The organism is Photobacterium salinisoli (assembly GCF_003614885.1).
Lineage (GTDB): Bacteria > Pseudomonadota > Gammaproteobacteria > Enterobacterales > Vibrionaceae > Photobacterium > Photobacterium salinisoli.
In genome coordinates this window covers 691,325-717,468 of the sequence record NZ_QZMS01000011.1, presented here as the reverse complement: position 1 = coordinate 717,468, position 26,144 = coordinate 691,325, and the positions used below count along the sequence as shown (strand labels likewise).

Sequence of the window (26,144 nt, the reverse complement as noted above, 5' to 3'; positions counted from 1 at the left end):
AGAGGTCGATTTTTTTTGTGTATTATCTCGAATAATTACGCATTTAACTCATAAATATGCAATAAAACAGTAAGTACAAAGGTAAACAGTGATACTACTCAAAAAAATAATAATAACTATAAGCAACAAATAAGGCGGGCAGGCTCGAATACACAGAAGCGATTAAAGCCGCTTTTGGAGCGAGTGCGATGGCGGGAAAGAGCGCATCGCCATCATTGCTTAGTGCATTGCCTAATTGTGCCGACATGGGAACGGCGCCGTGAAGATAAAAGCTAGTGATGAGAATTTGCGGTCCGCAGCCAGGAATAAGACCGATCAATACCCCGGCTAATGGCAGTGTCGCACTCCAGTGGCTAAGTGACTCTGCTATATCCCAGCCTGTCAGCTTCATGGTGACTTCAAAACAGAGGAAAGCGCTAATCACCCAGGTAGTGACAAAATTCGTATCCTGCGCCACACGCTCAAACAAGCTGGCTTTGTCAGGTTTCGGATCTTCAGAAACGGCATCGCGATAACCCTGGATATCGCGACTGAGTGACCAGAGCAGCATGGCGACCAACGCAAACAATGCACCCATGACAGTGATGCTACCCTCGGGTAAATGAAAAAACGCATCTGTGTTGAGCTGAAACGATCCCATCACAGCGATAACGGCACTGGGAATCAGCAGCCATTGCCAGAAGGTGCCCTGCCAGCGAACTGCGGGGGCCTGTAAACGAGATGACGTTGCGCGACAACAAGATACTGTGGTTTCGGGACTCTGGGGTTGTAAAAAGGCGCCGCTATGAAGCGTATCGACCAGCCATCCACTAAGCATGCCAACGATTAAACCGATCGAAACAATGAAAAGTCCGGTTGCCGGTTTCGCCGCAAGTAAAAGAAAAGCGGCATCCCCCATAGTGGCTGTCAGTACAGCAACAACAGAGCCAAAGCTCATCTGACCACGGACAAATTGCGTGATCACTATGATGGCGCCGCCACAACCCGGCAATGCACCCATGACAGAAGCAAAAATAACCTGATATCGCCGGCTGCTTTTTAGCTCTAAGGTTAAAGCGGACTGATGGCTCAGCTTCTGTGACAGCCAATGATACAGTGCGAGAGTGATAGCGACATAGGCGGCGACTTGCCAGAACGCATCCGCCAGCACACTGACTGTCAGTTCACGAGTCGCAGGCGCTGCCAGCATGGCTATCAGCAGGACGGGAAGCACAAGACGTTTATTGGCGAGACGCCAGCGATAACCCAGTTTTTGCAATGGGGCGGATTTAACCTGAGATGTCATGGTCACTCTCAACAACTACAAATAAGAACTATTCTTATCTAATATCAGTTGAGAGTGATTATCAATTCTATTTTTGAATCATCAGTCAGATAATGCCGAATGTTTTTAGCAACGTCAGGCCCAGGCTGCAGGTGAACATAGAACCCAGTGTGGTCATAGCAATGATATTGGCCGCCAGACTCGCATTTGCCCCCATTGCACGCGCCATGACATAGCTTGCAGCGGCAGTAGGAGCCGCACTCATCAAAAAGATTATGCCCAATTCTGTGTCACGGAAACCGTAGCAATAGCCAGCGATGGTGATCAGCAACGGAGTGATGATCAAGCGGGCACTGGTTGAGAGGTTGGCATTGCCCGATTCCTGTTTCAACTGTCGCAGATCCAGGCTGGCACCGGTGCACAGGAGCGCCAGCGGTAGTGTCATGTCGGCAAAGTACCGGCCCGACTGCATCACAACATCTGGCAGGTGGAGATCCAGAAAAGTAAAAGGAAGGGCGCTGCAGATACTGATGATCAAAGGATTGGTGATGATCGACTTCAATACGAAACGATGATCAAGGGAAGCATTGGCGGCACTGGAACGGCTGAGCGTGATCACGGCCATGATGTTATAAAGCACAGTGATCACGGCAACATAGAGGGCACCGACCACTATGCCTGGCTCGCCGTACGCATTTGCCACATAAGCCAGGCCGATGATACCCGTATTGGCTCGAAAAGCGCCCTGAACAACAACCCCACGCTCACTTGGTTCCTTGATCATCTTTCCGGCGATCACTTCAAATAAGAGGAATACCGCAATGTTAGCTAACGCGGCAAAGACAAAAAGCTCTCCGCTACCCAGTTGATGGACATCGGCATTGACCAGGTTAAGGAACAATAGTGTCGGCAGGGTAACAGTAAACACCAGCCTTGAACCTGCCTGAGTAAAAGCATCATTGATGATTCCCCAGCGTTTTAAAGCTATCCCCAACGCCAGCATGATAAAAATAGGGCCTGTGACGGTAAATGAAAATGAAAGCTGCGTGAGAAATTCGCCCATTGTGTGTCCTTTCCGCTCGGGTAAACAGCCCTACGTTTTATCACAAAGAGTTTCAGGCAACAGCAACTAACCGATTTATCTGTAACATATTTTCTTTCCATCCTCTTCTTCTGCCAACCAGCACAAGGATGGGAAAATGTGTGTGTCGAGCCGGTATACGCGGGCTGTTTATACAGGAAAGATGATCAAGCAGGGATAGATAACGGCCTTTGTCATTTCAACTGGAAAGATGATCAAGCTGGATCCTTGATGATTTGAGCGTCCGGGATGCCGTCTATATGGAAAACACTGGAAGTATGATCAAGGTGGTTGGTGTCAAAAACAGATGCGTTGGTCAGTTTGGTATGAGGCAAAGCAGCCACAGCGGATGAATACTCAAATGGAATTATTTTAAGTCATTAATATATAAATGAATTTTAGATAGTTTAATGAAGAAGACAGATTTCTTGCCTTTGTGCCTTACAGGTTAGATGCCAGAAGCTGCAGTGCCTGAAAATTCAGCGGGATAAAATTGAAATGACACCGACCGTAAAAAGTTGAGTCTTGATCACGCTTCCGAGTTGTTTTTGATCGAAATAAGGCTGGATCTGAGGAAAGATGATCAAGGAGAGCAGACGCAAGATCAACAGAAATCAGCCAGCCTCTTTTCATTGCCGGGGCTTATCTATTATGATTCGCCTTTATATTTCACGCCAGATGGCCAGCCGTAATCACTTACGCAGGGAGAACAGATGAAGGATAGTACCCATCCGTCAGGGTTCAAACCGGCGGAAATCATGAAGTTGCCAGAACAGATGGATCATCACAACCATGGTTATAACCAGGTGGTGATTGCGCTGTCCGGGCAAACTGAGTTCGAAATAGAAGGTTACGGCAGTCTGGTCTGTCCGGGGCAGGGGTGCCTGGTGACGGCGGAATCTGAACATGGTTTTTCCGGTGTGGGTAACAATGAGATTCTGGTGCTGAATGTGTCTGTCAGTGACGCCGAACCCGACTATGGCGTTGAACGTATGCACAGGCTGTTCGAACAATCCTCCTACTTTCATCTTGATAATCAGGCGCAGACACTGATTCGTGCACTCTCAGCAGAAATGCAGGCTAACCCGGACGACTGGCTGTTGAGTAAAGCCTGTACTGATACCCTGATGTGTGTGTTGCAGCGTCATTTTAAGCCGCTGGCCTCCGAGCGCTATCTGCCCCGCCTTAACATGGATGTTATTGATCATTACATCCACCAGCATCTTTCGCGCAAGATCACTGTTGCTCAGCTGGCCGGGCTGGTTTTTCTCGGCGAAAGTCAGTTTCATGTTGTCTTTAAAGAGCAGACGGGCGTGACGCCGCACCAGTATGTGCTGCAAAAGCGTCTTGAGCTGACCCGACACCTGATGGAAGAATCGCGTCTTAGCCTGGCCCAGATTGCTCAGTCGTGCGGCTTTTCGAGCCAGAGTAATTTCACCCAGGCCTTTTCCCGCCATTTTGGGGTGTCGCCCGCTAAATTCCGCCGTCAGTGGATCTGAGCGACAGATATCTGCAGCCGTCAGCACCGGACAGCTGGCAGCCCTCTGAGCCGATAGTTGCTTATCTCACTATTTTCTACCACAGTTTTTATGACTTTCCCTGTTAATTGATCAGGTTATCGGCCGTCATGATTGGCTGTTTGCTGTTTCTTACATCAATTAAATAGAAAACAGCATTTTTTGCTAAATACTTGGGTCTGATTTTGTTATAAAGCGGACTTTTTCGATAAATTATCGGAGTTTTTGGTAAGACTCAGCGACAGGTACGAAATAAAATCCCCCGCTAAAGTAACACTGGTGTAACATTTATCCTGAATCACATGACAAACTGTGTTGATGGTTATTCAGGTCCACTATATTGAGGGAATGACTATGTTCAATGCGGCAGATGCCCTTCAGCCATCTTTTATTGAGCAACCTTTAGATGCACTATGGCAGCAGATTTCACCGTTATACTCGGTCGAAGAATCTGCCTGGCTGGAACAACTGTTGCCCCTGGCTGAGCCTTCTGAGCAAGAACGCCAGTTCACTGTCGACAAGGCGACACGCCTGATCGAACAGGTGCGCGCAGATCGTACCGCGATCCAGATGATCGATGCCCTGCTGCTGGAATACAGCCTGGACACCAAAGAAGGCATCCTGCTGATGTGTCTGGCCGAAGCCCTGATGCGTATTCCGGATGCAGCCACTGCTGACGCACTGATCCGCGATAAGCTGAGCGTGGCGGACTGGAAGTCTCACCTGAAAAACTCTGATTCCCTGTTTGTGAACGCGTCAACCTGGGGTCTGATGCTGACCGGCAAAGTGGTCAGCATGGAATCTAAGGAAGATGGCAGCCCGGCTCGGGTGATCAACCGCCTGACCAATAAGATGTCTGAACCTGTGATCCGCAAGGCGATGCATCAGGCCATGAAAATCATGGGTCACCAGTTCGTGCTGGGACGGACCATCGGCGAAGCGATGAAGAACGGTCAGGCCAAGCGTGATAAAGGCTTTACCTATTCCTTTGACATGCTGGGCGAAGCGGCACTGACTCAGGACGATGCCAAGAAATACTTCAACGATTACATTGAAGCTATCGACGCTGTGGGCCTGGATAACAAAAAGCATTCCAAATCACCTTGTCCGACTGTGTCCATTAAACTGTCGGCATTGCATCCGCGTTACGATGTGTCTAATGAAGGCCGTGTACTGACAGAAATGTACGACACTGTGCTGGAATTACTCAAGCGCGCCCGTGCGCTGAACGTCGGTATCACCATTGATGCCGAAGAAGCCGATCGTCTGGAACTGTCGCTGAAACTGTTTGAGAAACTGTACCGCTCTGAGGAAGTGAAAGGCTGGGGCCGTTTTGGTCTGGTCGTTCAGGCCTATTCTAAACGTGCTCTGCCTGTGCTGGCCTGGCTGGCAGCATTGAGTAAAGAGCAGGGCGATGTGATCCCGCTGCGTCTGGTAAAAGGCGCATACTGGGACAGCGAACTGAAAATGTGCCAGCAAAGCGGCTATGCCGGTTATCCGGTTTATACCCGCAAAGAAGCGACGGATACCTCTTATCTGGCCTGTGCCCGCTTCCTGCTGTCTTCCCATGTTCGTGGCCTGATTTTCCCGCAGTTTGCGAGTCATAATGCCCACACAGTGACGGCGATTCTGGCGATGGCCACGCACCGCGACTTCGAATTCCAGCGCCTGCATGGGATGGGCGATGCACTGTATAACCATGTCATGGACATTTATGGTGTGAATGTGCGCATCTACGCACCGGTTGGCAGCCACAAAGACCTGCTACCGTATCTGGTACGCCGCTTGCTGGAAAATGGCGCCAACAGCTCTTTTGTACACCGCCTGGTGGATGCGCGTTGTCCGATAGACTCGCTGGTGCAGCATCCGGTTGATGTGCTGCGCTCGCGCCCGACGCTGCATAACCATCTTATTCCGTTACCCAAAGATATTTTTGGTGCTGACCGCAAGAACTCGGCCGGCATTAACATTGAGATCGAATCGGAATGGACGCCTTTCCGTGATTCAGTCGAGGCATTTAAAACCCATCACTGGACGGCTGGCCCTATAGTTAACGGCGAAGTGCAGTCAGGCGACATCTTCCACGTTACGGCCCCTTACGACCGTCGTGAATCAGTTGGTGAAGTGGCGTTTGCCTCAAGCGATCTGGTCGCTAAAGCCATTGATGTTGCCGCGCAAGCGTTTCCTGCCTGGTCCGCTACCCCTGCCGCAGAGCGCGGTGCATGCCTGCAGCGCCTGGCTGATTTGCTGGAAGCCAATACCGGTGAGCTGGTTGCGCTGTGTCATCGCGAAGCGGGTAAAACCATTCAGGACAGTATTGACGAAATCCGTGAAGCGGTAGATTTCCTGCGCTTCTACTCCCATCAGGCCGCCACGGAATTTGCACAAGGCAAATCAGTGGTTGCTTTTGATGGCCAGTCGCGAACCTTGTCATATCAGGGACGCGGTGTCTTTGCCTGTATCAGTCCGTGGAATTTCCCTCTGGCGATTTTCCTGGGTCAGGTATCGGCGGCACTGGCTGCGGGTAACACAGTCGTGTGTAAACCGGCTGAACAAACCTCGCTGATTGCTTTCCGTGCTATCCAGATGATGCTGGAAGCCGGCGTTCCTGCGGGTATCATTCAGTTTGTACCCGGTCGTGGCGCGGAAGTGGGCTCTGTGCTGACTTCAGATGAACGTATTGCGGGTGTCGCCTTTACCGGTTCAACCGAGACCGCACAGCGGATCAACCGTACTCTGGCGGCGCGTGACTGCGATCCTGTGCCTTTCATCGCGGAAACCGGCGGCCAGAATGCCATGATTGTCGACAGTACGGCTCTGCCTGAGCAGGTGGTGCGCGATGTCGTCCGCTCGGCATTTGCATCTGCCGGTCAGCGCTGTTCCGCGCTGCGTGTCCTGTTTGTGCAGGAAGATGTGGCAGATCGGATTATTACGCTGATCAAAGGCGCGATGGCCGAACTGTCGGTGGGTCGTCCTGAACTGCACAGCACGGATGTTGGCCCTGTCATTGACAAAACCGCCAAGCAGAAATTGCTGACCCATATTGGCGCGCTGAAAAATCAGGCCAAAATGGTAGCCCAGGCCACACTGAGCCCAGACTGCACTCATGGCGATTTTGTCCTGCCAACGGCGTTTGAAATCCGCGGTATCAATGTACTGCAAAATGAAAACTTCGGCCCGATTCTGCATATTGTGCGTTTTAAAGCCAATGAGCTGGATCAGGTGATAGATCAGATTAACCAGACGGGTTTCGGTCTCACTATGGGCGTACACAGCCGTAATGAGCGGACTTACAGCCACATCGAGCGCCGTGCCCGCGTGGGTAACTGCTATATCAACCGCGATCAGGTTGGTGCTGTAGTTGGTGTTCAGCCATTTGGTGGCCAGGGGCTGTCTGGTACAGGCCCGAAAGCAGGGGGACCGCACTACCTGTATCGCTTCACTAAAGATGTGTTTACTGCGTAATGGCTGCCGGAATTGGGAAGGAAAGAAAGATGACAACAAGTATTCAAGCGCTCGTCGATCAGAGCAATGCAGCCTGGGAAAACTGGAACAGCCAGGGTTATGAAAAACGTATTACCAGGCTGACTCAGTGGAGCAGTACGCTCGATGCAGATGTGGCAGCCATGGTGGCGTTTCAGTGCCGCAATGCCAACGATCATGTGGCAGAAACGGAATTAATGCCGGGACCAACCGGTGAAACCAATGAACTGTATTGCGCCGGCCGCGGTATTTTTGTGGTCACAGCTGAAGCCTCTGCACCTCTGGTGGCGGTTGCCGGCCAACTGACGGCTGCGCTGGTTACAGGTAACACAGTGATCTTGTCTCTGCCGGAAGGGTACGAGAAATCAGCTCAGCAAATTGTTACTGAACTGGAAAAGGCTGAACTGCCTAAAGGTGTTGTACAGTCAGTAAGCACTGACGAACTTGACGTGTTAGTCCGTCATGCCGGTGTAGCCGGCGTGGTGTTTGCAGGAAAGCGCGAGACAGCTTTGTCGCTGTCCCGTGATTTAGCCGCCCGTGACGGGCTGCTGGGCCAGTTAATTGCAGAGTCGGATTTTGAATCTTATCCTGTGATTGGCAGCCCGACTTATTCGCTGCGTTTCGTAACAGAAAGAACACGTACCATCAATATCACAGCGGTGGGCGGAAACGCGACGCTGTTGGAATTGGGGAGTGGCGAAGAAGCACATTAATGTTGATGGTGACTGTTACCAGTGACTCGTAACCTGAACCGTCAATCGATGGATTGGCGGTTTTTTAACAAGGACTCTCAGGTACGTTGTACGAGGTGGAGCAGAACCCAGTCAGCACAGAGGCTGAATAAATCAGCATCATTCAATAAGCTCTTGCAATGACGGGAGCAACAATAATGAGGGAACTCAAACATGATAGAAAATAGCTTTGCTATCACAGGCACGTTTATCGTGTATCTGATTGCTATGCTTGCAATCGGTTATTACGCCTATAAGCGTACTGCAAACTCATCTGATTACTTTCTTGGTGGCCGTTCGTTAGGTCCTTGGCCAGCAGCACTGTCTGCCGGTGCATCGGACATGAGTGGCTGGCTGTTACTCGGACTGCCGGGTTATGCCTTTGCTGCAGGTATAGAATCACTGTGGCTGGCCGGTGGCCTGCTGTTAGGTACTTATCTGAACTGGCTGATTTGTGCCAAACGCCTGCGTACCTATACCATTACCGCGAATAATGCGATCACCATCCCTGAGTATCTGTCGAACCGTTTTAAAGATACCTCTAAGTTAATTCAGACAATTTCAGCCTTCTTCATTTTGTTGTTTTTCCTCTTCTATACCAGTTCAGGCTTAGTGGCAGGCGGTAAGTTGTTTGAAACTGTCTTCGGTATGGATTACAAAATTGCTGTTGTGGTCGGTACGCTCTGCGTGGTGTCTTACACCCTGTTTGGTGGCTTTCTGGCGGTATCCTGGACTGACCTGGTACAAGGCCTGCTGATGGCAGCGGCACTGATGATTGTACCTATCGCGGCAATGCAGGGTGGTTTTGGTGATCTGGCGGCGTCTCTGGAAGCCAAGAATCCGGAATTGATGACCTTGTTTAACGACGTAAAAGGTGAGCCGCTGACGGCCATCAGTATTATTTCTCTGGCTGCCTGGGGACTGGGTTACTTTGGTCAGCCCCATATCCTGGCGCGTTTTAACGCCACCCGCTCTAACCGTGATATCACTACGGCACGTCGCATCGCTGTGATTTGGTCTGCTCTGTCTATGACCGGTGCGATCCTGGTGGGTCTGGTTGGTATTCTGTATGCCGATAACCAGCTGGGCGGTAACCTGGAAGATGGCGAAAAAATCTTCATGCTGCTGGTGAATGCGATTTTCCATCCAGTGATGGCCGGCATCCTGCTGGCGGCGATTCTGGCGGCGATCATGAGTACGGCTGACTCCCAGTTGCTGGTGTCGTCTTCTGCGCTGGCAGAAGATTTCTACAAGCAAGTGATCCGTAAAAACGCCTCTTCAGAAGAAATCGTGATTGTCGGTCGTGTTGCGGTTATCGCACTGTCGATTATTGCACTCATGCTGGCAATGAATCCTGACAGTACAGTTCTGGGTCTGGTGTCTTATGCCTGGGCTGGCTTTGGTGCTGCATTCGGTCCTGCTCTGCTACTGAGCCTGTACTGGAAAGACATGAACCGTAACGGCGCATTGGCGGGTATTGTTATTGGTGCGCTGACTGTAGTTATCTGGAAGCAGCTGACTGGCGGGATCTTCGATATGTATGAAATTGTTCCCGGATTTGTCTTTGCGACCATTGCCATTATTGTGGTCAGCAAAATGACAGGCGGTGCACCGTCCGAACTGCACGCACAGTTTGATACGTATGAGAAAAATCTGAGAGAGTTTGATTAATTTCTTTTTCAAACCCTGATTAACTGAATGCGCAGCTCCGGCTGCGCATTTTTTATGCCTTGGATTCTATGGCGCTCAGCTGCGTATATAAAGCGTCACAACTGGCTTTCAGGGCTTTAAGCGACTCCAGTGGCATATCAACCTGACAAAGCAGTGATGCCGGAACCTGCGCAGCTTGTGTCTGAAGGGCTTTGCCTGCCTCTGTCAGGCTGATCTCACGGACTCTTTCATCTGTTTCACTGCGCCTGCGGCTGACCAGTCCTTTTCCTTCAAGGCGCTTGAGCAGAGGTGTCAGTGTGCCTGAATCGAGATGAACTTTCTCGCCCAACGCTTTGACACTCAGACATTCCTTTTCCCACATCACCAGCATCACTATGTATTGTGAATACGTGAGGTTTAGCGCATCCAGGAGCGGGCGATAAGCCCGGATCATGGCGTTAGAGGCGCTGTAGAGCGAAAAACAGATCATGTCATCCAGGGTGACGTTGGAAGGTATGGCGGGAGCGTTGGACATGAGCACGGTCCTGATTGGAAGTGATTAATTTAAATTGTGCACAATATACTTGCGTTCTACCTGAAAAGCGATCTAAGATTGCGTGAAATTAAATTGTGCACAACTTAAATAGACAAGGGGAATCTGATGAAAACAATTTATACCACTTCTGCAAAAGCCAGCGCTGGTCGCAATGGTCAGGTGAAAAGTGATGATGGTTTGCTGGATGTTTCACTGAGCTATCCCAAAGCATTGGGTGGTAGCGGGGAAGCGACGAATCCAGAGCAGCTTTTTGCGGCAGGTTACTCGGCCTGTTTCTCAAATGCTGTGCTGCACATTGCAGGCCTTCAGAAACTGGGCTTGCGTGAAGCACCGACAGAAGCAAAGGTTCGGTTACTGGCTAAAGAAAACGGCGCTTTTGCGTTAGCAGTTGATTTGTCGGTTGAACTGGCAATGGATAATGATGCTGCCATTGAATTGGTCAAGTCAGCCCATCAGGTGTGTCCATACTCCAATGCTGTACGCGGAAATGTGGACGTCAGCCTGAGCGTGAACGGCATTTCGCTCGACTAAGCGTTACTGAAGCGGTTATTTTTTCTGTCCCGGTTTTCGCAGAATGTCTGCTGAAACCGGGATTTTTGTACGGTTTCAGGCCCCCTGATCTGACCAGCATCAAAATCAGAGAAAATTTAACTTTAGATTTATCTCAAAATGCCGTTATTACAAAGAATACAGATTTGTTTTAAGAGGGGTTATGTCACAACTCGGTTTAGGCGTTTGCCTGGGCATTGTATTGCTGATTGTGGCGGTTTCCCGGTATTTTGCACTGATGAAAGACGTTCGTGAGGCTGCCAGAGAGCAGGCACTCAAGGATGAAAAATACCGACAGGTATTAGAACAGGCAAAGGCTGTTGAACACGAAGAAAAAGTCAAAAAGGCGCAGTCAGGTCATATTCCCAGCATTTTGTCGTTAGCGAAGGAAAATGAAATTGGCAATCTCCGTGTGGCATTAAGCTGGTACCAGAAAGCTGCTGAACTAGGGAATGAAATCGGACAGAATGCGCTGGCACGGTTAAGTCGTCAGGATGTCGATGATCCTCACGGCGAAGCCAAGTCGCGTTATTGGGAGTGCCTGGTCAAAGCAAACAACAATGAACCCGAAGCTTTGTTTGAACTCGGTCGCTATGAGATCCGAGGCTATGGCACTGCGATTAATACTGCCTCGGGTGTCAGCCACCTGATCAAAGCCGCCGAAATGGAATATGTGCCGGCGCAATTGTTTCTGGGTGACTGGTACGTGGTGGATTCGAATCCCACTCCTTCGCCGCGTCGCGCCTTTTTCTGGCGTTTAAAGTCAGCAGTAAATAACGATGCAATGGGCTGTATCAAAGTCGCCTATTGTTTCCAGACCGGCGTTGGTGCGACGAGAGATCGCCGTCGAGCTATCTACTGGCTGGAAAAAGCGGCCGAGCTCGGGAATCTGGAAGCACAGTACCTGGCCGGTAAAATGCATCTGAACAATGATCAGCCTGTCACCAATGTGACCGATGCTGCCGTGGCGTATATCTGGTTTTCGGTGGCTTTTGCCTCGGGGTATCTGGATGCCAAGAAAGAGCGGGATCTGGCCGTTCAGCATGTGGGGATTGAGTCGATTCTGAATGTTCAGAAAGTCGCCAAGCAGATCTATAAATTTCTGCACAATCCACCAGTACCGGTTCATTCCACTATGGATCTGCTGGACAAAATGTACGACAGATCTAAGTACCGTCCTACCGATGCTGAATTGGATGCGGCGTTGGGCCGTATCAATGAAGACATTGATGTTGATTCAGTGGTGCAAACGAATCCTGTTCCTTCTGTAACCGAACAGGGAAGCAGTGCACAAAACAGCGCAAAAAAAGACTGGGGCGGTGAAATGATCGCTGCTGAGTCTGTGTCATCCTCATAAGCGATATTTCTGCCATTTCCAGCCGTTGCTGTGTTGTTGTCTTAGTTGGTTGACAGCATAGCGCGGCTGCTTCCAGACAGTTACAGTATACTGACATAAAAAGTCGCATTTTTTTGCGCATGTTTAAGTAAGAGGTAATGATGGCGACGATTTTCCCTTCCTGGCTTGGCGGCTACGAGCTGAATAAACAAGTGACTAACCCGAATATTATCGTCGGGGATTTTACTTACTACTCTGGCTATTATCACGATAAGCATTTTGAGGATCATTGCGTACGTTACCTGATGGGCGATCACTCCACAAAAGCGGTATGGGAATCCGGTATTTTCGGCGAGGTGGATAAACTGATTATAGGTAAATTCTGCTCGATCGCTTCTGGCGCCATTTTCATGCTGGCAGGAAATCAGGGTCACAGACACGATTGGATATCCTCTTATCCGTTTGAGGCCAGTGAGTTTGGTGACAAAGTCAAAACAGGTTTTGCCCGGGCGGGTGATACGGTTATTGGTAATGATGTCTGGATCGGCACTGAGTGCGTCATTATGCCGGGTGTACACATAGGCGATGGTTCAGTGATCGGCGCGCGGGCTGTGGTCACCAAAGATGTTCCTCCCTACAGTATTGTGGTCGGCAACCCTGGCAGAGTCGTCAAGTCACGCTTTAATGAAAGTGAAGTGGCAAAGCTGCTGGAAATGAAATGGTGGGACTGGCCATTATCCATGCTGAAAGCCAATATGGACGTAATGTGCAGTAATGACGTTGAGGCTATGTACCAAAGGTTCCTGGCTTCGTCTGAAGCAAACTAAATGCTTCGCCAGCGGCGGTTAAGCGGGTGTATACCTCTTCTCTTTGTTGAACTATCGCTCAAATTTTTGATTCATTGCAAAAAAATTTTGTGTTTTTACATTAAATTTGAACATTGTATTGAATTATTCAAAAAAAATTGAGTATTATGGTGCAGCACAAGATGCTATGAATCTGTTGCTCCACATCAATTTCTTAGCATCTGTGCCGACAACATCTGTTGTCAGGGGGCACTAAGTGCCAAATCAGCCGACAATCTTCTGGTGGAATCCCCATGCGCCATTCACTTGTACTCGTTATTAATTCCGGAAGCTCTTCGCTTAAATTTGCTTTGATCGATGCCGTTAGCGGCGATGCAAGACTGACAGGGCTGGGGGAGTGCTTTGGTCTCAGCGATGCGTCCGTCAGTTGGAAATATGACGGAGAGAAATCCAGCTTCGCGCTGGAAGCGACAGGTAATCACCATCAGCAGGCGATTGATCGTCTGGTGTTATTGCTGGATGAACTGGGCCTGAAGCAGGACATTATTGCGGTCGGGCACCGAGTGGTTCATGGCGGCGAGCGCTTCAGCGAAACCGTGAAAATTGATGACCAGGTTCTGGCTGAGATTGAAGCGCTGAGCGAACTGGCGCCCCTGCATAACCCGGCGCATGTTATTGGCATCCGTGCGGCCATCAGTGCTTTCCCCTATCTGCCCCAGTACGCCGTGTTCGACACCGCGTTTCATCAAAGTATGCCTGCCAAAGCGTATCGCTATGCGTTGCCTGAGAAGCTTTATCAGGACTTTGGCATCCGTCGCTACGGCTTTCACGGCACCAGCCATTTCTTTGTCAGCCAGGAAGCGGCTAAGCAGTTGGGCAAGCCAGCAGAAAAAACCAATGTGATCACAGTGCATTTAGGCAACGGCGCCTCGATTTGTGCGGTGCGCAATGGCCAGAGTGTTGATACCAGCATGGGTTTTACCCCAACAGCCGGTCTGATGATGGGCACTCGTTGCGGCGATTTAGACCCGGGTATCGTGGATTTCCTGATCAACAAAGGCTGGAGTCAGGCTGAGGTGCAGCAAACCCTGAACAAAGAAGCGGGTTTTCTGGGCGTTTCCGGTTTAACCAGCGACTGCCGCGGCATTGTTGAAGCCATGGAAGCCGGTCATGCCGGGGCGAAACTGGCTTTTGAAATCTTTACTTACCGGGTGGCGAAATACATTGCCTCTTACATGGTGGCGCTGGACGAACTGGATGCCATCGTATTTACTGGCGGCATTGGCGAAAATTCCCTGCCGGTGCGCAGTGAAGTCCTCAAGTACCTGAAAATTTTCGGCTACCGTGAAGATGCCACCGGTAATGCCAGCGCCCGTTTCGGCGAAAAAGGTGTGATTACGAAACCCAATACCCCAATGGCCATGGTGATTCCGACCAATGAAGAATGGGTGATCGCCAGAGAATCCATGGCGCTATTACATGCCTGATTGAACAGCCTTTCTTTTGTAAAAACGGCCCTGAGTTTTGCTCAGGGCCGTTTTTTTATTCCGTTTATTTGTTATTGCATGTTTTCTGTTCAGAGCTTTTATCCTTTGTTTATTAGGTGTCAATTTAATGTCGCTGAATAAATTGTCGCCACTATTGAAAGCGATTTTCTGACGTGGGTGGTGCACATTTTTAAATAAATATGTGCGCTTGACTCTCAGCGTGTGCATTGGCTTGTCCTGTGATTGCTTGTCGGATGTTGTATGCGTAAGGAAGCGGGTACAAATACACGGACGTAAAAAGGCAGATGATTTGTATTTTTCGTTAGCATCAGCGGCTTGTTGAAGGCTGGATCGCATATTTATATCGTTATTTATGTGGGTGCTATGCTGATTCGTTTTGTTTCGATCTGTCTCTTACTGAGCGCTTTCTCTTCTTATGCCGCCCTGCTTTCGCCTGCGGTAAAAAGCGATATTGAAACAGAGCAGGCAAAACGTCTGCAATCGCTTGAGGCTTCCCAGCAGGCGATAGAGCAGTTACAGACCTTGCCAACGCCAGCGCCTGTCCTGCCGGTGCAGGATGCACAATGCTTTGTGATTCAAAAGCTGACGCTGCGCGGCAATCAGCACATAGCGACAGACATTTTACTAGCGGCGGTTGATTTCAGAGCCGGAGATTGCATCGGCATTGAAGCCATCAACAATATTCTGAAAACCGTCACTAATACCTATATCGACAAGGCTTATGTGACGTCCAGAGCTGTGCTGTTACCGCAGAATTTGTCGAGTGGTGAGTTAGTTGTCGACGTGCTGGAAGGCAAGCTGGAAAGCCTGCAGGAAAACGGCAGGCCGTCATCCGGTTTGCAGCATCTTTTTCCCGGGGAAAGTGGCCGTATTGTCAATTTGCGGGATGTCGAGCAGACGCTGGATCAAATCAACCGTTTGTCCCGCTATAACGCGACGGTGCAAATGTTGCCCGGCACCCGGCCCGGTTTCAGTCTGGTCAATATCGACACCAAAGCGGGCGCATGGTGGCGGGGTGAGCTGGGTTACAGCAATTCGGGGCAGGATAGCACAGGCAAGGAGCAACTCTCCGTCACCCTGGTGGCTGAAGATCTTTTGGGACTCTACGAGAGCTGGAGCCTGTCCGGTGCCAAAAGTGCTGAATTTGTCGATAGCCGGGACAGCCAGAGCCTGCAGCTGGGATGGGGAGTGCCACTGGGTTACTGGACCCTGAACTACCAGTACGCCTACAGCGATTACCTGACCACAGTAAACAGCCAGAATTTCTCGTTTGCATCCAGCGGTGAAACTCAAAGGCATGCGCTGGATACCCAATGGTTATTTCACCGCGACAGTATCAGTAAGTCTTCACTTCGGCTGGTGCTTGGTTATGACCACGAGAAAAACTTTATCGACAAGACCTTACTGAACGGCAGCAGCAATGAACGTGCGTCGGTGACCCTTGCCGCCGAACACAGCACGCGGCTGGCGGGCGGATTTCTGACGATGTCGCCCTTATATGAGCGCGGACTGGCCATTCCCGGTTATCGCGCAGTGCCCGGCAGTCCGGATGAGGAATTTAATAAGGGCACAGTCACGGTGAATTATACCTATCCCCTGTCGCCGGATTGGTCGTTCTCGACCACGCTGTTTACCCAAATTGCCGCCAAGTCATTACCCGGCAGCGAGCGGCTGAGCATAGGCGGCGAATATTCGGTGCGTGGTTTTCAGGGGCAATCGCTGTCGGGTGATGCCGGCTACTACTGGCGCAACGACCTGAATTACCACCTGGGGCAACGGCCTGATGTGGGGCAACTGGATCTGAATATTGCGCTCGATACCGGGGCGATACATCCCGACCGCAACGATCCCTTTGAGCGGGGTCACTTAACTGGCGGGGCTGTAGGGCTGCGAGCGCAGTCGGGCGTTTACCAGAGCACTGTTTTAGCGGGCTGGCCCATCGAACATCCTTCCTGGATGTCGGCGGATGATTACAGCCTGAATTACCGTTTTTCACTGAGATTCTGAATTTTCCGAGGTCGGCATGCGTCATCACAATCACAAATTTACACAAGTACTGACTTACGTGATGTGCTGGATGCTGGCGACTCAGCCTGTCTGGGCAACCATTCAGGTCGATAGCAGCGGCAAGCATCACACCACGCTCTCTGCCGCGGCGAACGGCGTGCCAGTGGTGAATATTGCCGCCCCCAATGCCAGTGGTTTATCCCATAACCAGTTCCAGCAATACAACGTCGGCAAAGAAGGGCTGATCCTCAATAACTCGACTGAAAAACTGGCGCAATCTCAGCTGGGCGGTTATTTGCAGGGGAACAGTCAGCTGAACGGGCAGGCTGCCTCTGTCATTCTCAATGAAGTCACCGGGGCCAACCGCAGCCAGTTGAATGGCTATACCGAAGTGTTTGGCCAGCAAGCAAACGTCATCGTTGCCAACCCTTATGGCATTACCTGTAACGGCTGTGGTTTTCTTAATACCCCGCGAGCCACATTAACCACAGGTGTACCGCAGTTTCAGAACGGCTTGCTGAGCGGCTTTGATATTCGCCAGGGCGATGTCACTGTCACCGGGCAGGGGCTGGATGGCACCGCTCAGGACTATTTCGATATTCTGGCCCGCACGGCAAAAATCAATGCCGAGATCCATGCCAACACTTTGTCTGTGATCACCGGCCCCAATCAGATTGATTATCAGACCAACCAGATCACCGCTACGTCAGCCACCAGTGATCAACCTGCACTGGCGATTGATTCTTCGGCGCTGGGTGGCATGTATGCCGGTCGTATCACTTTGGTGGCGACCGAGCAGGGTGTCGGCGTCAACACCGGCAAGCTGTTCAGTACTGTGGGTGATATTCAGCTCTCCGCTGACGGCCAGATTACCTTGGGAGATGTCAGCAGTAAGCAGTCACTTACGGTGCAGTCGAACCAGTCGTTGACGACCACAGGCACGCAGCAGGCCGGAAAGAGCATTGAGTATGTCGCGACCGGCGATCTGTTTCTGAACAGTGAAAACTCAGCCGCACAGTTTCAGGCAACGGCCGGTGATCAGATTCTTCAGACCCATCTGGTGACTGCCACAGAAAGCGCGTCGTTCTCGGCGGCTGCAGTGGATTTTCAGGATTCAGAGACCGTCAGCCAAACAATCAGGGTTCAGGCGGATGCCATCCGATTGCAAAACAGTACGTTAACTGCCGGTTTGGCCGCAGATGGCTCAGAGAGCCACAACGGACGGGTGGATTTGACAGGCGCTGATGTCAGCGTGAGTGACAGCCGGATACAGGTGTCTGGCGAGCTGAATACCAAGGTTCAAACCCTCAGTCTGGATGCATCGAGCCTGATTGCAGCAGAGCACGCCCGTCTGGCGGAGATCAGCCAGTTAACCAATGAGGGTCAGATCGCCGTTCAGCAGACACTGACGATTGCAAACCCGCAGTCGCTGACGCTGCAGGGCGCAGGGACAACCCATGCCGGTACGCTGGAACTCCAGGCGGGTGCGATCCAAAACCACTCCCAGCTCATCGCCAATCAGCTGAACGCTGAAGCAGACACGCTGACACAGAGCACTTCCGGTGAACTGGTGGCGCAGACGGACATGTCTGTTCAGGCAGAGACAATCGACAATAGTGGCAAGCTGGTATCGGCTGGCACGCAAACTTTGCATGTCACTGGCCAGCTGTCTAATCAGGGCGCGATTCAGTCTGCCAGCGAACAATCCATCACAGCTGGCAGCTTTCACCAGCAAAGCACAGGTGCGACGACATCGCAGGCCGATCAGCAGATTGTGGCTGAACAGATCAATAATGCCGGCACGCTGGCGGCTGGCGGAGCGCAGCGTCTGATCGTATCGGGTCAGCTGACTAATACGGGACAGATCCAGGCCATGGGGGATCAGTTTATTGAGGCTGACGGGTTTGCTCAGAAGGGAATTGTATCCAGCGATGCCAATAGCCAACTGACCGCGGGCACCCTGATTAACGATGGTGATCTGACATCGCTTGGCGATATGAGTATCAGTGTGGATACCCTGACGCTGAATCAGGCGGCATCGGCAAATGGTGATCTTGATGTCGATGCAGCGGGCGATATTACTTTCAACCACAACCTGAGTGCCGGCGGGGATGCCAGTATCTCTGCCGGCGGCAAGCTTTCTAACAAAGGCAAGCTGGTGGCTCAGGGACTGACGACCGTCAGCGTTGCCGGCACCTTCACCAATCTGGCCACCGGCCTGATTTCAGGTAATACCACCGTACTGAATGCCGGTGTACTGACGAATCAGGGAACGATACAAGCACTGACCAACCTGATGGCTACCCTGACACAGTTCACCAATCAGGGCGCGACACTGGGGATGCAGGACACCACCTTGAATGTGGCTGGTAACCTGACTAACACCGGCCTGATGTATGCCGGTGATCAGGGTTATTTCTATGTTAAAGGCCACCTGATCAATACCGAGGCCGACATCTTAACTGGCGGCAACATGGTGATCGCCGGAGATGCCAGCGGGGCCATGGCAGCCTCAGTGCAGAATCAGTCGGGGGTGATCGAGTCGGGTGGTGATCTGAAGATCACTTCATCGCTCATTAAAAATACGGTCAAAGCCATCAATGTGAATAGCAGTACGGAAAACTATTCTGCACCGCCTGCGCATTACACTACGCAGGTCACTGCCGATGAAACTTGCCGTGACATACAAGTCGGTCAGCAAGGTGGCGGAATTCCGACTTTATGTAGTTATTCTGCAAGCAGCCGTACATTTGAAGAGCATGCCAGCAAATCGGTCAATACGGTGCAGGTTACAGGGCAGCCGGGGCGTTTGTTGTCTCAGGGAATGATGACGCTTGATGCCGGGACAGTCGAAAACGTTGTCTCGCTGATTTCATCGAATGAAGCCATCAATATCAAGGCGAATCGATTGATAAATCAGGCTTACAGTAATGAGGTGGTTGAAAGGTACCATGTTTATCAGCAAGACGGTGTTTCAATCAGCGATGTGTCTGAAAGGTCTGATGTTTTCACTGTCGATGTCGATTTAATCGACGTCAGGGAAACCATCACGAAAGGACAAAAATACGCTTCAACCATCAGCGCAAAAGGGGCATTAAACCTGAATGTTGCGCAAAACATTAATAATTCTACCCAGAAAGCTCACGGCAGTGGCTATAGTGTTTCCGGTAATCAGCACACTGCCCAGAACACAGAGATCAGCGAAATAGAGGCGGGCGATGTAGAAGGCATCACCGCTATTTCCTCGGCTGCCAATGCTGTCGCTTTCCCCGATTTCCGCTTGCCAACCAGCCCGAACGGCCTGTTTGTGTATAACAATGGCCCGGACAGTCAGTATCTGATTGAAACCAATCCGGCGCTGACCCATCTGGATCAGTTTCTGGGATCGGATTACTTCTTCGACAGCATCGGTTTCGATCCGCAAAAAGATCTCAAGGTACTGGGGGATGCGTTTTATGACACCCGCACCATCACCTCCGCCATTTTCGAGCAAACGGGCCAGCGTTACCTCAATGATGATGTCGGCACGGATCTCGAGCAGATGCAGCAACTGCTTGACAGTGCAGGCCAGCAGAAAGACAGCCTGAATCTGCAGGCCGGGGTGGCACTGACGCCGGAGCAGGTCGCCGGACTGACGCAGGATATTGTCTGGTGGGAACCGGTTAAAGTGAACGGCCAGCAGGTGCTGGCACCCAAGCTCTATCTGTCGAAAGTGACGCAGGACAACCTCAGCGGCGGCGCGTTGATCAGCGGCAGCGAGGTCTATGTTGAAGCCGGCAATATCGTCAACAGCGGCCAGATGGACAGTCAGGGCAAACTGCATCTGGTCAGTGACGACAGTATCAGCAACCTGGGCGGCAGCATAACCGCGGGTGGCGATATTGAGATGAATGGCGTGAATGATATTCAGAACATCAGCGGCCAGATCACCGGTGAAAACATCGCACTCAGCACGGAAAAAGGCGACATCATCAACCGCACTGAGGTTGAGCGCGTCAGCATCACTCAGAACGGCGCAGTAACCACGGCCGATGAGGCCAGCGGTGTGGTATACACCGATACCCGAGTGGGTGATACGGCCAGCATTAATGGACGCGGTACGGTTACCATGAATGCCGGTGGTTCAATTGAAAATACCGCTGCCAATGTCACTGCCGGTGGCGATCTCAGTTTCACTGCCGAAAAAGATATCATAGTGACCGCGGAAACCCAGCGCGATGTCATCAAAACCCGTGATCAGGAACAACTGAACGTGGCTGTGCTGGGATCCGGTTTATCTTCCGGCGGCAACCTGAGCTTTGATGCCGGGGAAAATATTGCCGTGACCGCATCGGAAATGTATGCAGAGGGTGAGCTGGCGATGGTCGCTGGGTGGGACGTTGCGCTCAATACCCTGGTGAATGAAGTCTTCAGCCGTGAGGAAACGCACAACAGTCAGTCGGTCAGCCACATCAGGCAGCATCAGGGGACGCAGCTGGCGGCCAATGATGGCGTGTTTATTCAGTCCGGCAACGATATCACGGCAACCGGCAGCCACATTTCCACGCAAGGTGACGTGGTTGCGCTGGCGAAGGGCGATATCACTTTTCAAGCCGTCAACGACAGCGAATACCATTACGACCAAACCACTAATAAGAAATCTTTTGGCCGCAAAGAAACGGCCATTCAGGAATCGCTGACCGAAACTGTGGTCGGTGCCGATGTGTCGGCGGGCGGCAAAATCATTGTCAAAGCCCAGAAGATTGACAGTGTTCAGACCGCGGGTGGGGACAGCGATATCACCATTGTCGGTTCTAACTTTACCGCGGGCGGGGGCATTGAAGCCTCGGCCGATGGTGATGTGACCGTCACCGCGCAGCAGTACCAGAGTTACAGCCGCGACGAGACCATCAAACAAGGCTTTGGTGGCCTGTCGGGTTCGCACAAATCTGAGGTGGATTCCGCCAATCTGCTTGATGCCAGCGGCATGATGAGCAGCGACAACATTGATATCACCTCAGGCCAGTCAATCAGGCTGGTGGCCAGTGATGTCGACGCGGACGGCGATATTACTGCCACCGCCGTCGATGAGGTCATTATTGCGGCCGGGCAGGAAAGTCGTCAGCACGAAACATTCGAGCAGGAATACGGCGCCTTCAGCGGCGGCGACCTGTATTCGATGGATTCAGAACGTCAGGGTGAAATCCACAACACCGCCAGAGGCAGCACCCTGACCTCCGACGGCACAGTGAACGTCAATGGCGGCAGTGTGAGCGTGATTGGCTCCGGTATTGATGCCGACGCCGATGTGAATCTGACGGCCGATACCGGCAATATTGACGTGCTGGCGGCGCAGGAAACCCACACCCGCTGGTCGGAATCCGAATCCCTGTCGGTCGGGCTGGGTGACACCCTGAAATCGCTGGTCAATCCGTTTGGTGCCACAGATTTTGACGGCGGTCAGGCCAAAGTGACACTGGCGAAAGCCGAGTACGAAAAAGCGGAAAACAAGACAGAGGCGACAACGCATCTGGGCTCATCCATTACGGGGAAAGGCACGGTTCTGATGGACGCCGCTGAAGACATTGTGATCCAAGGATCAGATGTGCTGGCCGACGCAGACGAAGACGGTCAGGGCAATATCGAACTGACTGCAGCAGAGAACGTGCTGATCCGCGAAGTGCTCGACACGGAATCGACCACCTCTTCCAGCATGCAAGGTGAAGCCGAGCTGAGCCTGGTGGTGCAGCATCAGGCCGTGGAAATGGGCAAAGCGGCGATCGCACTGAAAGAGTCTGCGGACAAGCTCAAGCAGGCAGAAAAAGATTACCGTCAGTACCAGAAACAAGTCGACAGCCTTGAGAATACGCTGTCTGAGCTGGAACGGGCACTGGCGAACAATGAACCGGGTGTAAGCGCGGCGGATATTGCCGAGCTGAAAGGCATCATCAGTGATGTCAAAAGCGATGAGGCGTTCTATCTCGCCAGCATTACATTGGCGACAGTGGATCTGGCGTCGAAAACCACCTTGTTATACAAGCAAGGGGCAACGACTTACTCTTCATTCTCTACTCTGGGCGTGAATGCCGGCCTTCAACTAGACATGTCAGTCACCCAGACCGACAGCAAGAGCAGCAGCTCAACCGCACGCGGCTCGTCGCTCGCGGGCCAGAATATTGTTGTGAAGTCCGGGACCCAGACCGATCAGCAGATTCTGGTGCAGGGCAGCTCGCTCACCGCCAAAGAGGGGGTGACGCTGGAGGGCGGTACGGTCAATGTACTGGCCGCTGAGCAAACACAGCAAAGCCAGTCTCAGATGGAAAGCGGGACCATCAGCGCGTCGATGACGGTGCACGGCAGCAGCACCGGCGGCAGTCTCAACGCCAGCCTGAATCAGTCGGAGCAGCGCAGCCAGTCGACCACGTATGTCAACAGCGGGGTGTCGGGGAATCACATCACCATCAATTCCCGTGGTGATACCCATATTCAAGGTGCCAATGTCGATGCTGCTGAGTCACTGAACCTGGATATCGGCGGCGACCTCAATGTCGCCTCAGTACAGAATCGCCACAGCTCAAGCCATCAGGGGGCCGGTATCAGCGGCGGTGTCAGCCTGAGCGGCAGGAATGAAGCCACAGGCGATGCAGGCGGTGATGTCACCGGCAGTAATGGCGGCCTGAACGCCAGCAGCGGCCGTGTTATCAGCTCGGAAACCCAGCTCACCACACTCACCTCCGGCGGCAAGGCCGAGATCAAGGTTGCGGGCAACACTGATATCACCGGCGCGCTCATTGCCACCGTCGATGAAGAGGGTAACGATCTCGGCAACCTGACGCTCAACACCGGCAGCCTGAGTTACAGCGATCTCAACAACACCGACTACCGTCAGGATCAGTCGGCAGGCCTCACCACCAGTGTCGGGGTGCAGCAAGGAGGAATCGATTCCACCTATAACAGCAGCAACCTGCAGTACACCAACACCTCGTCTTACAGCAAAGACAAGACCCTCGCAACCTTGGGGCAGGGCGAGATCACCCTGAGCGATGACAGCGACCTCACGGCGCTGAACCGCGATACCAGTACTACCAGCCGGGATCTGTTCGAAGCCGACCGCCAGCAGGGCAATGTGGATGTCACCCTCGACCACCGCCTGCTGACGGAAGAAGGCCGCAATAATATTGCCGAGGATGTGAAGCGGAATGAGCTTGGCTTGTCCTCGCTTGCTGATGTGGTCACCAAAGAGTCCGTCTCTCTCGATGATACTTTTGAGCATGTTGATAACGTTCAGAAAAACCTGGATGTTCAGAAGCTGGTTGCATCGCAGGCAGAGGGCAAGTTTGCGGTCATCTTAAATAATCTGGATACAGCAACAGCTTCAGAGAAGCAGGCTGCAATTAACGCGTATGCCGCCGCCTATGCCGAAGTGTATGGCGTCAATATTGATTCGGCCTTGGTTGTCGCTATCACCAGGATGACGCACGGGGCACATTACATGAACGGTAATGGTGCCAGCAAAATCGTTATCAGTGACGAAACCATGAAGAATGCGAAGGACTACATGACAACGTTAGGTCATGAAGTCACGCATGGTCAGGTTGCGCAGGGCGGATTAGACAGCCGGGGAAATAAAACGCTGAATGAAGAATACGCCAGCCTGATGGGCGGATATTCAGCGGACAACTACGCCTTTGTATTGGAAAACAGCGGGCTGGGAACGCTAAGAGAAGGAGATATCAACCGCCATCTTGGGAATCAGTCAGCGCTCATCAGTCGTAACAGTTCCAACTATCTGGCGGATGAAGCGGTATTGCCCGCAGGCAGTATCGAGTACTACCTGAATCAGGAAGAAGTACAGAAGAAACTGTCTTTGCTTGTCAGTTGTAACCAACAGGGTGCAGGCTCTGCGGCTTGTCAGCAGCTGAATCAGACCAATCAGCTTGACCACATGCGGGATGCAGAGCTTCAGGCGGCTTGCCAGGACATGAGCAGCCCTGGTTGCCGGGCACAGATAGCGAAGGCACAGGCCGCGCTGGATTCGTTTGATGAAGGGGCATCACCCTGGGACGACACTCGCCTTGGGCAGGAGCAAGAAAGCATTCGGGTGGTGTTGAATGACCCATCGGGCAGGGAGCGTCAGGAACAGCAAGAGAATATCGACTTAGCGTTCAACGTATTGGCAGACTTTTCGCCTGGTGTAGGCGATGCCAAAGGGTTCGCAGAGGCGGAGACGAAGCTGGACTACTTGCTGGCAACGGTCGGACTCGTTCCTGTTGCTGGTGACTTAGTGAAAATGGCAGCCGATGCATTGAAGGCGGGTAAAGTCGACGAAGCACAGAAACTCCTGAGTAAAGCGCAGGAGCACCTCCAGCATGTGGATGCGGATTTTGACCTGCCAGATCTGGCTCTGCCGGCCCCCGCCCCCCATTTGGATAAAGCCCCGACTACGGATTTGGATGTTTCGGGGACACGCTTGGGATCACCGGAAATGGACAGCTCGCTGACGAAGCAGGATGTTGAGGGACATGCTGGTGATGTTGGGGGCAACGATGTTAGTCTTCAGCGAGGAACAACAGGCGACTGGAATAAGTTAGCAAATAATCCTGAGCCAAATACACGCTATGAATTTGAAAACGGTTATAGTTATAAGACAGACGCAAATGGTCGAGTAAACGAGGTTGAGGCTGAACTGCAGCTTGAGCCGTGGGACAGGAATAACTATCAGCAAAAAGTGTCTGGTCGCGATTGTAGAGAAACGAGTGACTGTGGAGGTCACTTGATTGCATCAATGTTTGGTGGACCCGGTGAAGGCATTAACTTAGTGCCAATGAATGCTAAACTTAATGGCTCTGGCGGAGAGTGGTATAGGCTTGAAACCAGATGGCGCGAAGTTTTAAATAATGGCGGTGAAGTGAAAGTGAAAATAACACCTAAGTACTCGGGGGATAGCAAAAGACCAGATAGTTTCTCGGTCTATTACTCAATTGACGGTGTTCAGCAACCGATTAAAAATTTAACAAACACTTCGAAAGGTAAATAAATGACTGAGGATCAAAAAATATATCGGAAAATTGGGGAGATACTATGGTCTATTATGCCTGAAAGTGCACAAGAAATGTATTTGATTGGTAAGATTTACCCCGATACTTACGAGCTCTGTCTTGAGTGGCTACAAAAGGATTTATCTATTGGGCGTTTCGGTTTTGATAATTACCCACATAAAGTGTGCGAAGATATTTATGAGCTAGCTTGCAAGTTACAAAAACAAGCTCCATTTGAAAGAGAAGTGTGGACTCACTTTAAAGTAATTTTAACTGAATCAGGAAAGATAAAAGTGGAGTTTTGTTACATTCCTCAAGATGATTCCTGGCCAGGTTTATTAATGAATCGTGTAAGTGAATTAACTTTAGAAGAAGCGAAGAAGTACTATATTCCCGAAGATGAATGGATAAAATGTATAGAAAAGTATAAAGGAAAATGAGATTTCACCTTGAATGGTTTCTTGGGTTTAAGTTTTTCTTAGGGTTTTAAGGTTAAAGTTACTGGGTAGGTAGGTGCTTGATATTTTTGATACAACTGAGAGAGTGCACTGATAGTTCAATAAATTTTTTGGAGCGTGACTGTCCTGAATTCTGTGTAATTGTCTAAGCTTCAGCCTTAAAGGCTTAAGGATAGACAAC

At 51.3% G+C, this 26,144-nt stretch carries 15 protein-coding genes; 11 read left to right on the top strand and 4 right to left on the bottom strand.

Annotated features, from left to right (window positions below; all coding sequences use genetic code 11):
- Window positions 1-94: 94 nt before the first annotated feature.
- Together D6M16_RS14610 and D6M16_RS14605 are read right to left on the bottom strand one after the other, a co-directional pair.
- Window positions 95-1,285 carry a putative manganese transporter gene (locus D6M16_RS14610; protein ID WP_120512585.1) on the bottom strand — a complete coding sequence of 397 codons (1,191 nt, stop codon included), beginning with the start codon at window positions 1,283-1,285 and terminating at the stop codon, window positions 95-97.
- An 85-nt stretch (window positions 1,286-1,370) separates the two neighbouring features.
- Window positions 1,371-2,327 carry an AEC family transporter gene (locus tag D6M16_RS14605; RefSeq protein ID WP_120512584.1) on the bottom strand — a complete coding sequence of 319 codons (957 nt, stop codon included), beginning with the start codon at window positions 2,325-2,327 and terminating at the stop codon, window positions 1,371-1,373.
- A 731-nt stretch (window positions 2,328-3,058) separates the two neighbouring features.
- Between D6M16_RS14605 and D6M16_RS14595 the strand changes: the two genes are divergently transcribed.
- From D6M16_RS14595 to putP, 4 genes are all read left to right on the top strand, one after another.
- Complete coding sequence (locus D6M16_RS14595; RefSeq protein ID WP_120512582.1) at window positions 3,059-3,844, top strand: AraC family transcriptional regulator; 786 nt, start codon at window positions 3,059-3,061, stop codon at window positions 3,842-3,844.
- A gap of 372 nt (window positions 3,845-4,216) precedes the next feature.
- A complete protein-coding gene (gene putA, locus D6M16_RS14590; RefSeq protein ID WP_120512581.1) occupies window positions 4,217-7,327 on the top strand; it encodes a bifunctional proline dehydrogenase/L-glutamate gamma-semialdehyde dehydrogenase PutA in 3,111 nt (1,036 codons plus the stop codon).
- A gap of 29 nt (window positions 7,328-7,356) precedes the next feature.
- Window positions 7,357-8,058: an aldehyde dehydrogenase family protein gene (locus D6M16_RS14585; protein WP_120512580.1), complete on the top strand. Its 702-nt coding sequence runs from the start codon at window positions 7,357-7,359 to the stop codon at window positions 8,056-8,058.
- Window positions 8,059-8,250: 192 nt separating this feature from the next.
- A complete protein-coding gene (gene putP / locus D6M16_RS14580) occupies window positions 8,251-9,747 on the top strand; it encodes a sodium/proline symporter PutP (RefSeq protein WP_120512579.1) in 1,497 nt (498 codons plus the stop codon).
- Window positions 9,748-9,799: 52 nt separating this feature from the next.
- Here putP and ohrR read toward each other — a convergent pair whose 3' ends face one another.
- Complete coding sequence (gene ohrR, locus D6M16_RS14575) at window positions 9,800-10,261, bottom strand: transcriptional regulator OhrR (RefSeq protein WP_120512578.1); 462 nt, start codon at window positions 10,259-10,261, stop codon at window positions 9,800-9,802.
- A 126-nt stretch (window positions 10,262-10,387) separates the two neighbouring features.
- Between ohrR and D6M16_RS14570 the strand changes: the two genes are divergently transcribed.
- The 4 genes from D6M16_RS14570 (at window position 10,388) to D6M16_RS14555 (ending at window position 14,460) form a co-directional block, all read left to right on the top strand.
- The gene (locus D6M16_RS14570) at window positions 10,388-10,813 is read left to right on the top strand and encodes an organic hydroperoxide resistance protein (protein ID WP_120512577.1); all 426 of its coding nucleotides are present in this window, start codon (window positions 10,388-10,390) and stop codon (window positions 10,811-10,813) included.
- Between the two features lie 181 nt (window positions 10,814-10,994).
- The gene (locus D6M16_RS14565) at window positions 10,995-12,188 is read left to right on the top strand and encodes a tetratricopeptide repeat protein (RefSeq protein WP_120512576.1); all 1,194 of its coding nucleotides are present in this window, start codon (window positions 10,995-10,997) and stop codon (window positions 12,186-12,188) included.
- Between the two features lie 140 nt (window positions 12,189-12,328).
- The gene (locus D6M16_RS14560; protein ID WP_420812257.1) at window positions 12,329-12,994 is read left to right on the top strand and encodes a CatB-related O-acetyltransferase; all 666 of its coding nucleotides are present in this window, start codon (window positions 12,329-12,331) and stop codon (window positions 12,992-12,994) included.
- Window positions 12,995-13,266: 272 nt separating this feature from the next.
- Window positions 13,267-14,460 carry an acetate/propionate family kinase gene (locus tag D6M16_RS14555; protein WP_120512574.1) on the top strand — a complete coding sequence of 398 codons (1,194 nt, stop codon included), beginning with the start codon at window positions 13,267-13,269 and terminating at the stop codon, window positions 14,458-14,460.
- Here the strand turns inward: D6M16_RS14555 and D6M16_RS14550 are convergent.
- Window positions 14,449-14,817 (bottom strand): hypothetical protein, encoded by a 369-nt coding sequence (locus tag D6M16_RS14550; RefSeq protein WP_162941050.1) that lies wholly within the window; start codon window positions 14,815-14,817, stop codon window positions 14,449-14,451. The genes D6M16_RS14555 and D6M16_RS14550 overlap by 12 nt on opposite strands.
- Window positions 14,818-14,844: 27 nt before the next feature.
- On the opposite strand from D6M16_RS14550, the gene D6M16_RS14545 reads away from it, so the two are divergent.
- The 3 genes from D6M16_RS14545 to D6M16_RS14535 are packed head-to-tail and all read left to right on the top strand — an operon-like array spanning window position 14,845 to window position 25,945.
- On the top strand, window positions 14,845-16,488 hold the full coding sequence (locus D6M16_RS14545) for a ShlB/FhaC/HecB family hemolysin secretion/activation protein (protein ID WP_120512572.1): 1,644 nt from the start codon (window positions 14,845-14,847) through the stop codon (window positions 16,486-16,488).
- 16 nt (window positions 16,489-16,504) lie between these two features.
- Window positions 16,505-25,504: a two-partner secretion domain-containing protein gene (locus D6M16_RS14540; RefSeq protein WP_120512571.1), complete on the top strand. Its 9,000-nt coding sequence runs from the start codon at window positions 16,505-16,507 to the stop codon at window positions 25,502-25,504.
- Entirely contained in the window at window positions 25,505-25,945 is a 441-nt protein-coding gene (locus D6M16_RS14535) for an immunity protein YezG family protein (protein WP_120512570.1), read from the top strand.
- Window positions 25,946-26,144: the final 199 nt, after the last annotated feature.

What these genes read in the sequence shown, in the direction of transcription:
- D6M16_RS14610 (WP_120512585.1), bottom strand. Translation starts at nt 1,285, where the DNA reads ATGACATCTCAGGTTAAATCCGCCCCATTGCAAAAACTGGGTTATCGC.
- D6M16_RS14605 (WP_120512584.1), bottom strand. Translation starts at nt 2,327, where the DNA reads ATGGGCGAATTTCTCACGCAGCTTTCATTTTCATTTACCGTCACAGGC.
- D6M16_RS14595 (WP_120512582.1), top strand. Translation starts at nt 3,059, where the DNA reads ATGAAGGATAGTACCCATCCGTCAGGGTTCAAACCGGCGGAAATCATG.
- putA (WP_120512581.1), top strand. Translation starts at nt 4,217, where the DNA reads ATGTTCAATGCGGCAGATGCCCTTCAGCCATCTTTTATTGAGCAACCT.
- D6M16_RS14585 (WP_120512580.1), top strand. Translation starts at nt 7,357, where the DNA reads ATGACAACAAGTATTCAAGCGCTCGTCGATCAGAGCAATGCAGCCTGG.
- putP (WP_120512579.1), top strand. Translation starts at nt 8,251, where the DNA reads ATGATAGAAAATAGCTTTGCTATCACAGGCACGTTTATCGTGTATCTG.
- ohrR (WP_120512578.1), bottom strand. Translation starts at nt 10,261, where the DNA reads ATGTCCAACGCTCCCGCCATACCTTCCAACGTCACCCTGGATGACATG.
- D6M16_RS14570 (WP_120512577.1), top strand. Translation starts at nt 10,388, where the DNA reads ATGAAAACAATTTATACCACTTCTGCAAAAGCCAGCGCTGGTCGCAAT.
- D6M16_RS14565 (WP_120512576.1), top strand. Translation starts at nt 10,995, where the DNA reads ATGTCACAACTCGGTTTAGGCGTTTGCCTGGGCATTGTATTGCTGATT.
- D6M16_RS14560 (WP_420812257.1), top strand. Translation starts at nt 12,329, where the DNA reads ATGGCGACGATTTTCCCTTCCTGGCTTGGCGGCTACGAGCTGAATAAA.
- D6M16_RS14555 (WP_120512574.1), top strand. Translation starts at nt 13,267, where the DNA reads ATGCGCCATTCACTTGTACTCGTTATTAATTCCGGAAGCTCTTCGCTT.
- D6M16_RS14550 (WP_162941050.1), bottom strand. Translation starts at nt 14,817, where the DNA reads ATGCGATCCAGCCTTCAACAAGCCGCTGATGCTAACGAAAAATACAAA.
- D6M16_RS14545 (WP_120512572.1), top strand. Translation starts at nt 14,845, where the DNA reads ATGCTGATTCGTTTTGTTTCGATCTGTCTCTTACTGAGCGCTTTCTCT.
- D6M16_RS14540 (WP_120512571.1), top strand. Translation starts at nt 16,505, where the DNA reads ATGCGTCATCACAATCACAAATTTACACAAGTACTGACTTACGTGATG.
- D6M16_RS14535 (WP_120512570.1), top strand. Translation starts at nt 25,505, where the DNA reads ATGACTGAGGATCAAAAAATATATCGGAAAATTGGGGAGATACTATGG.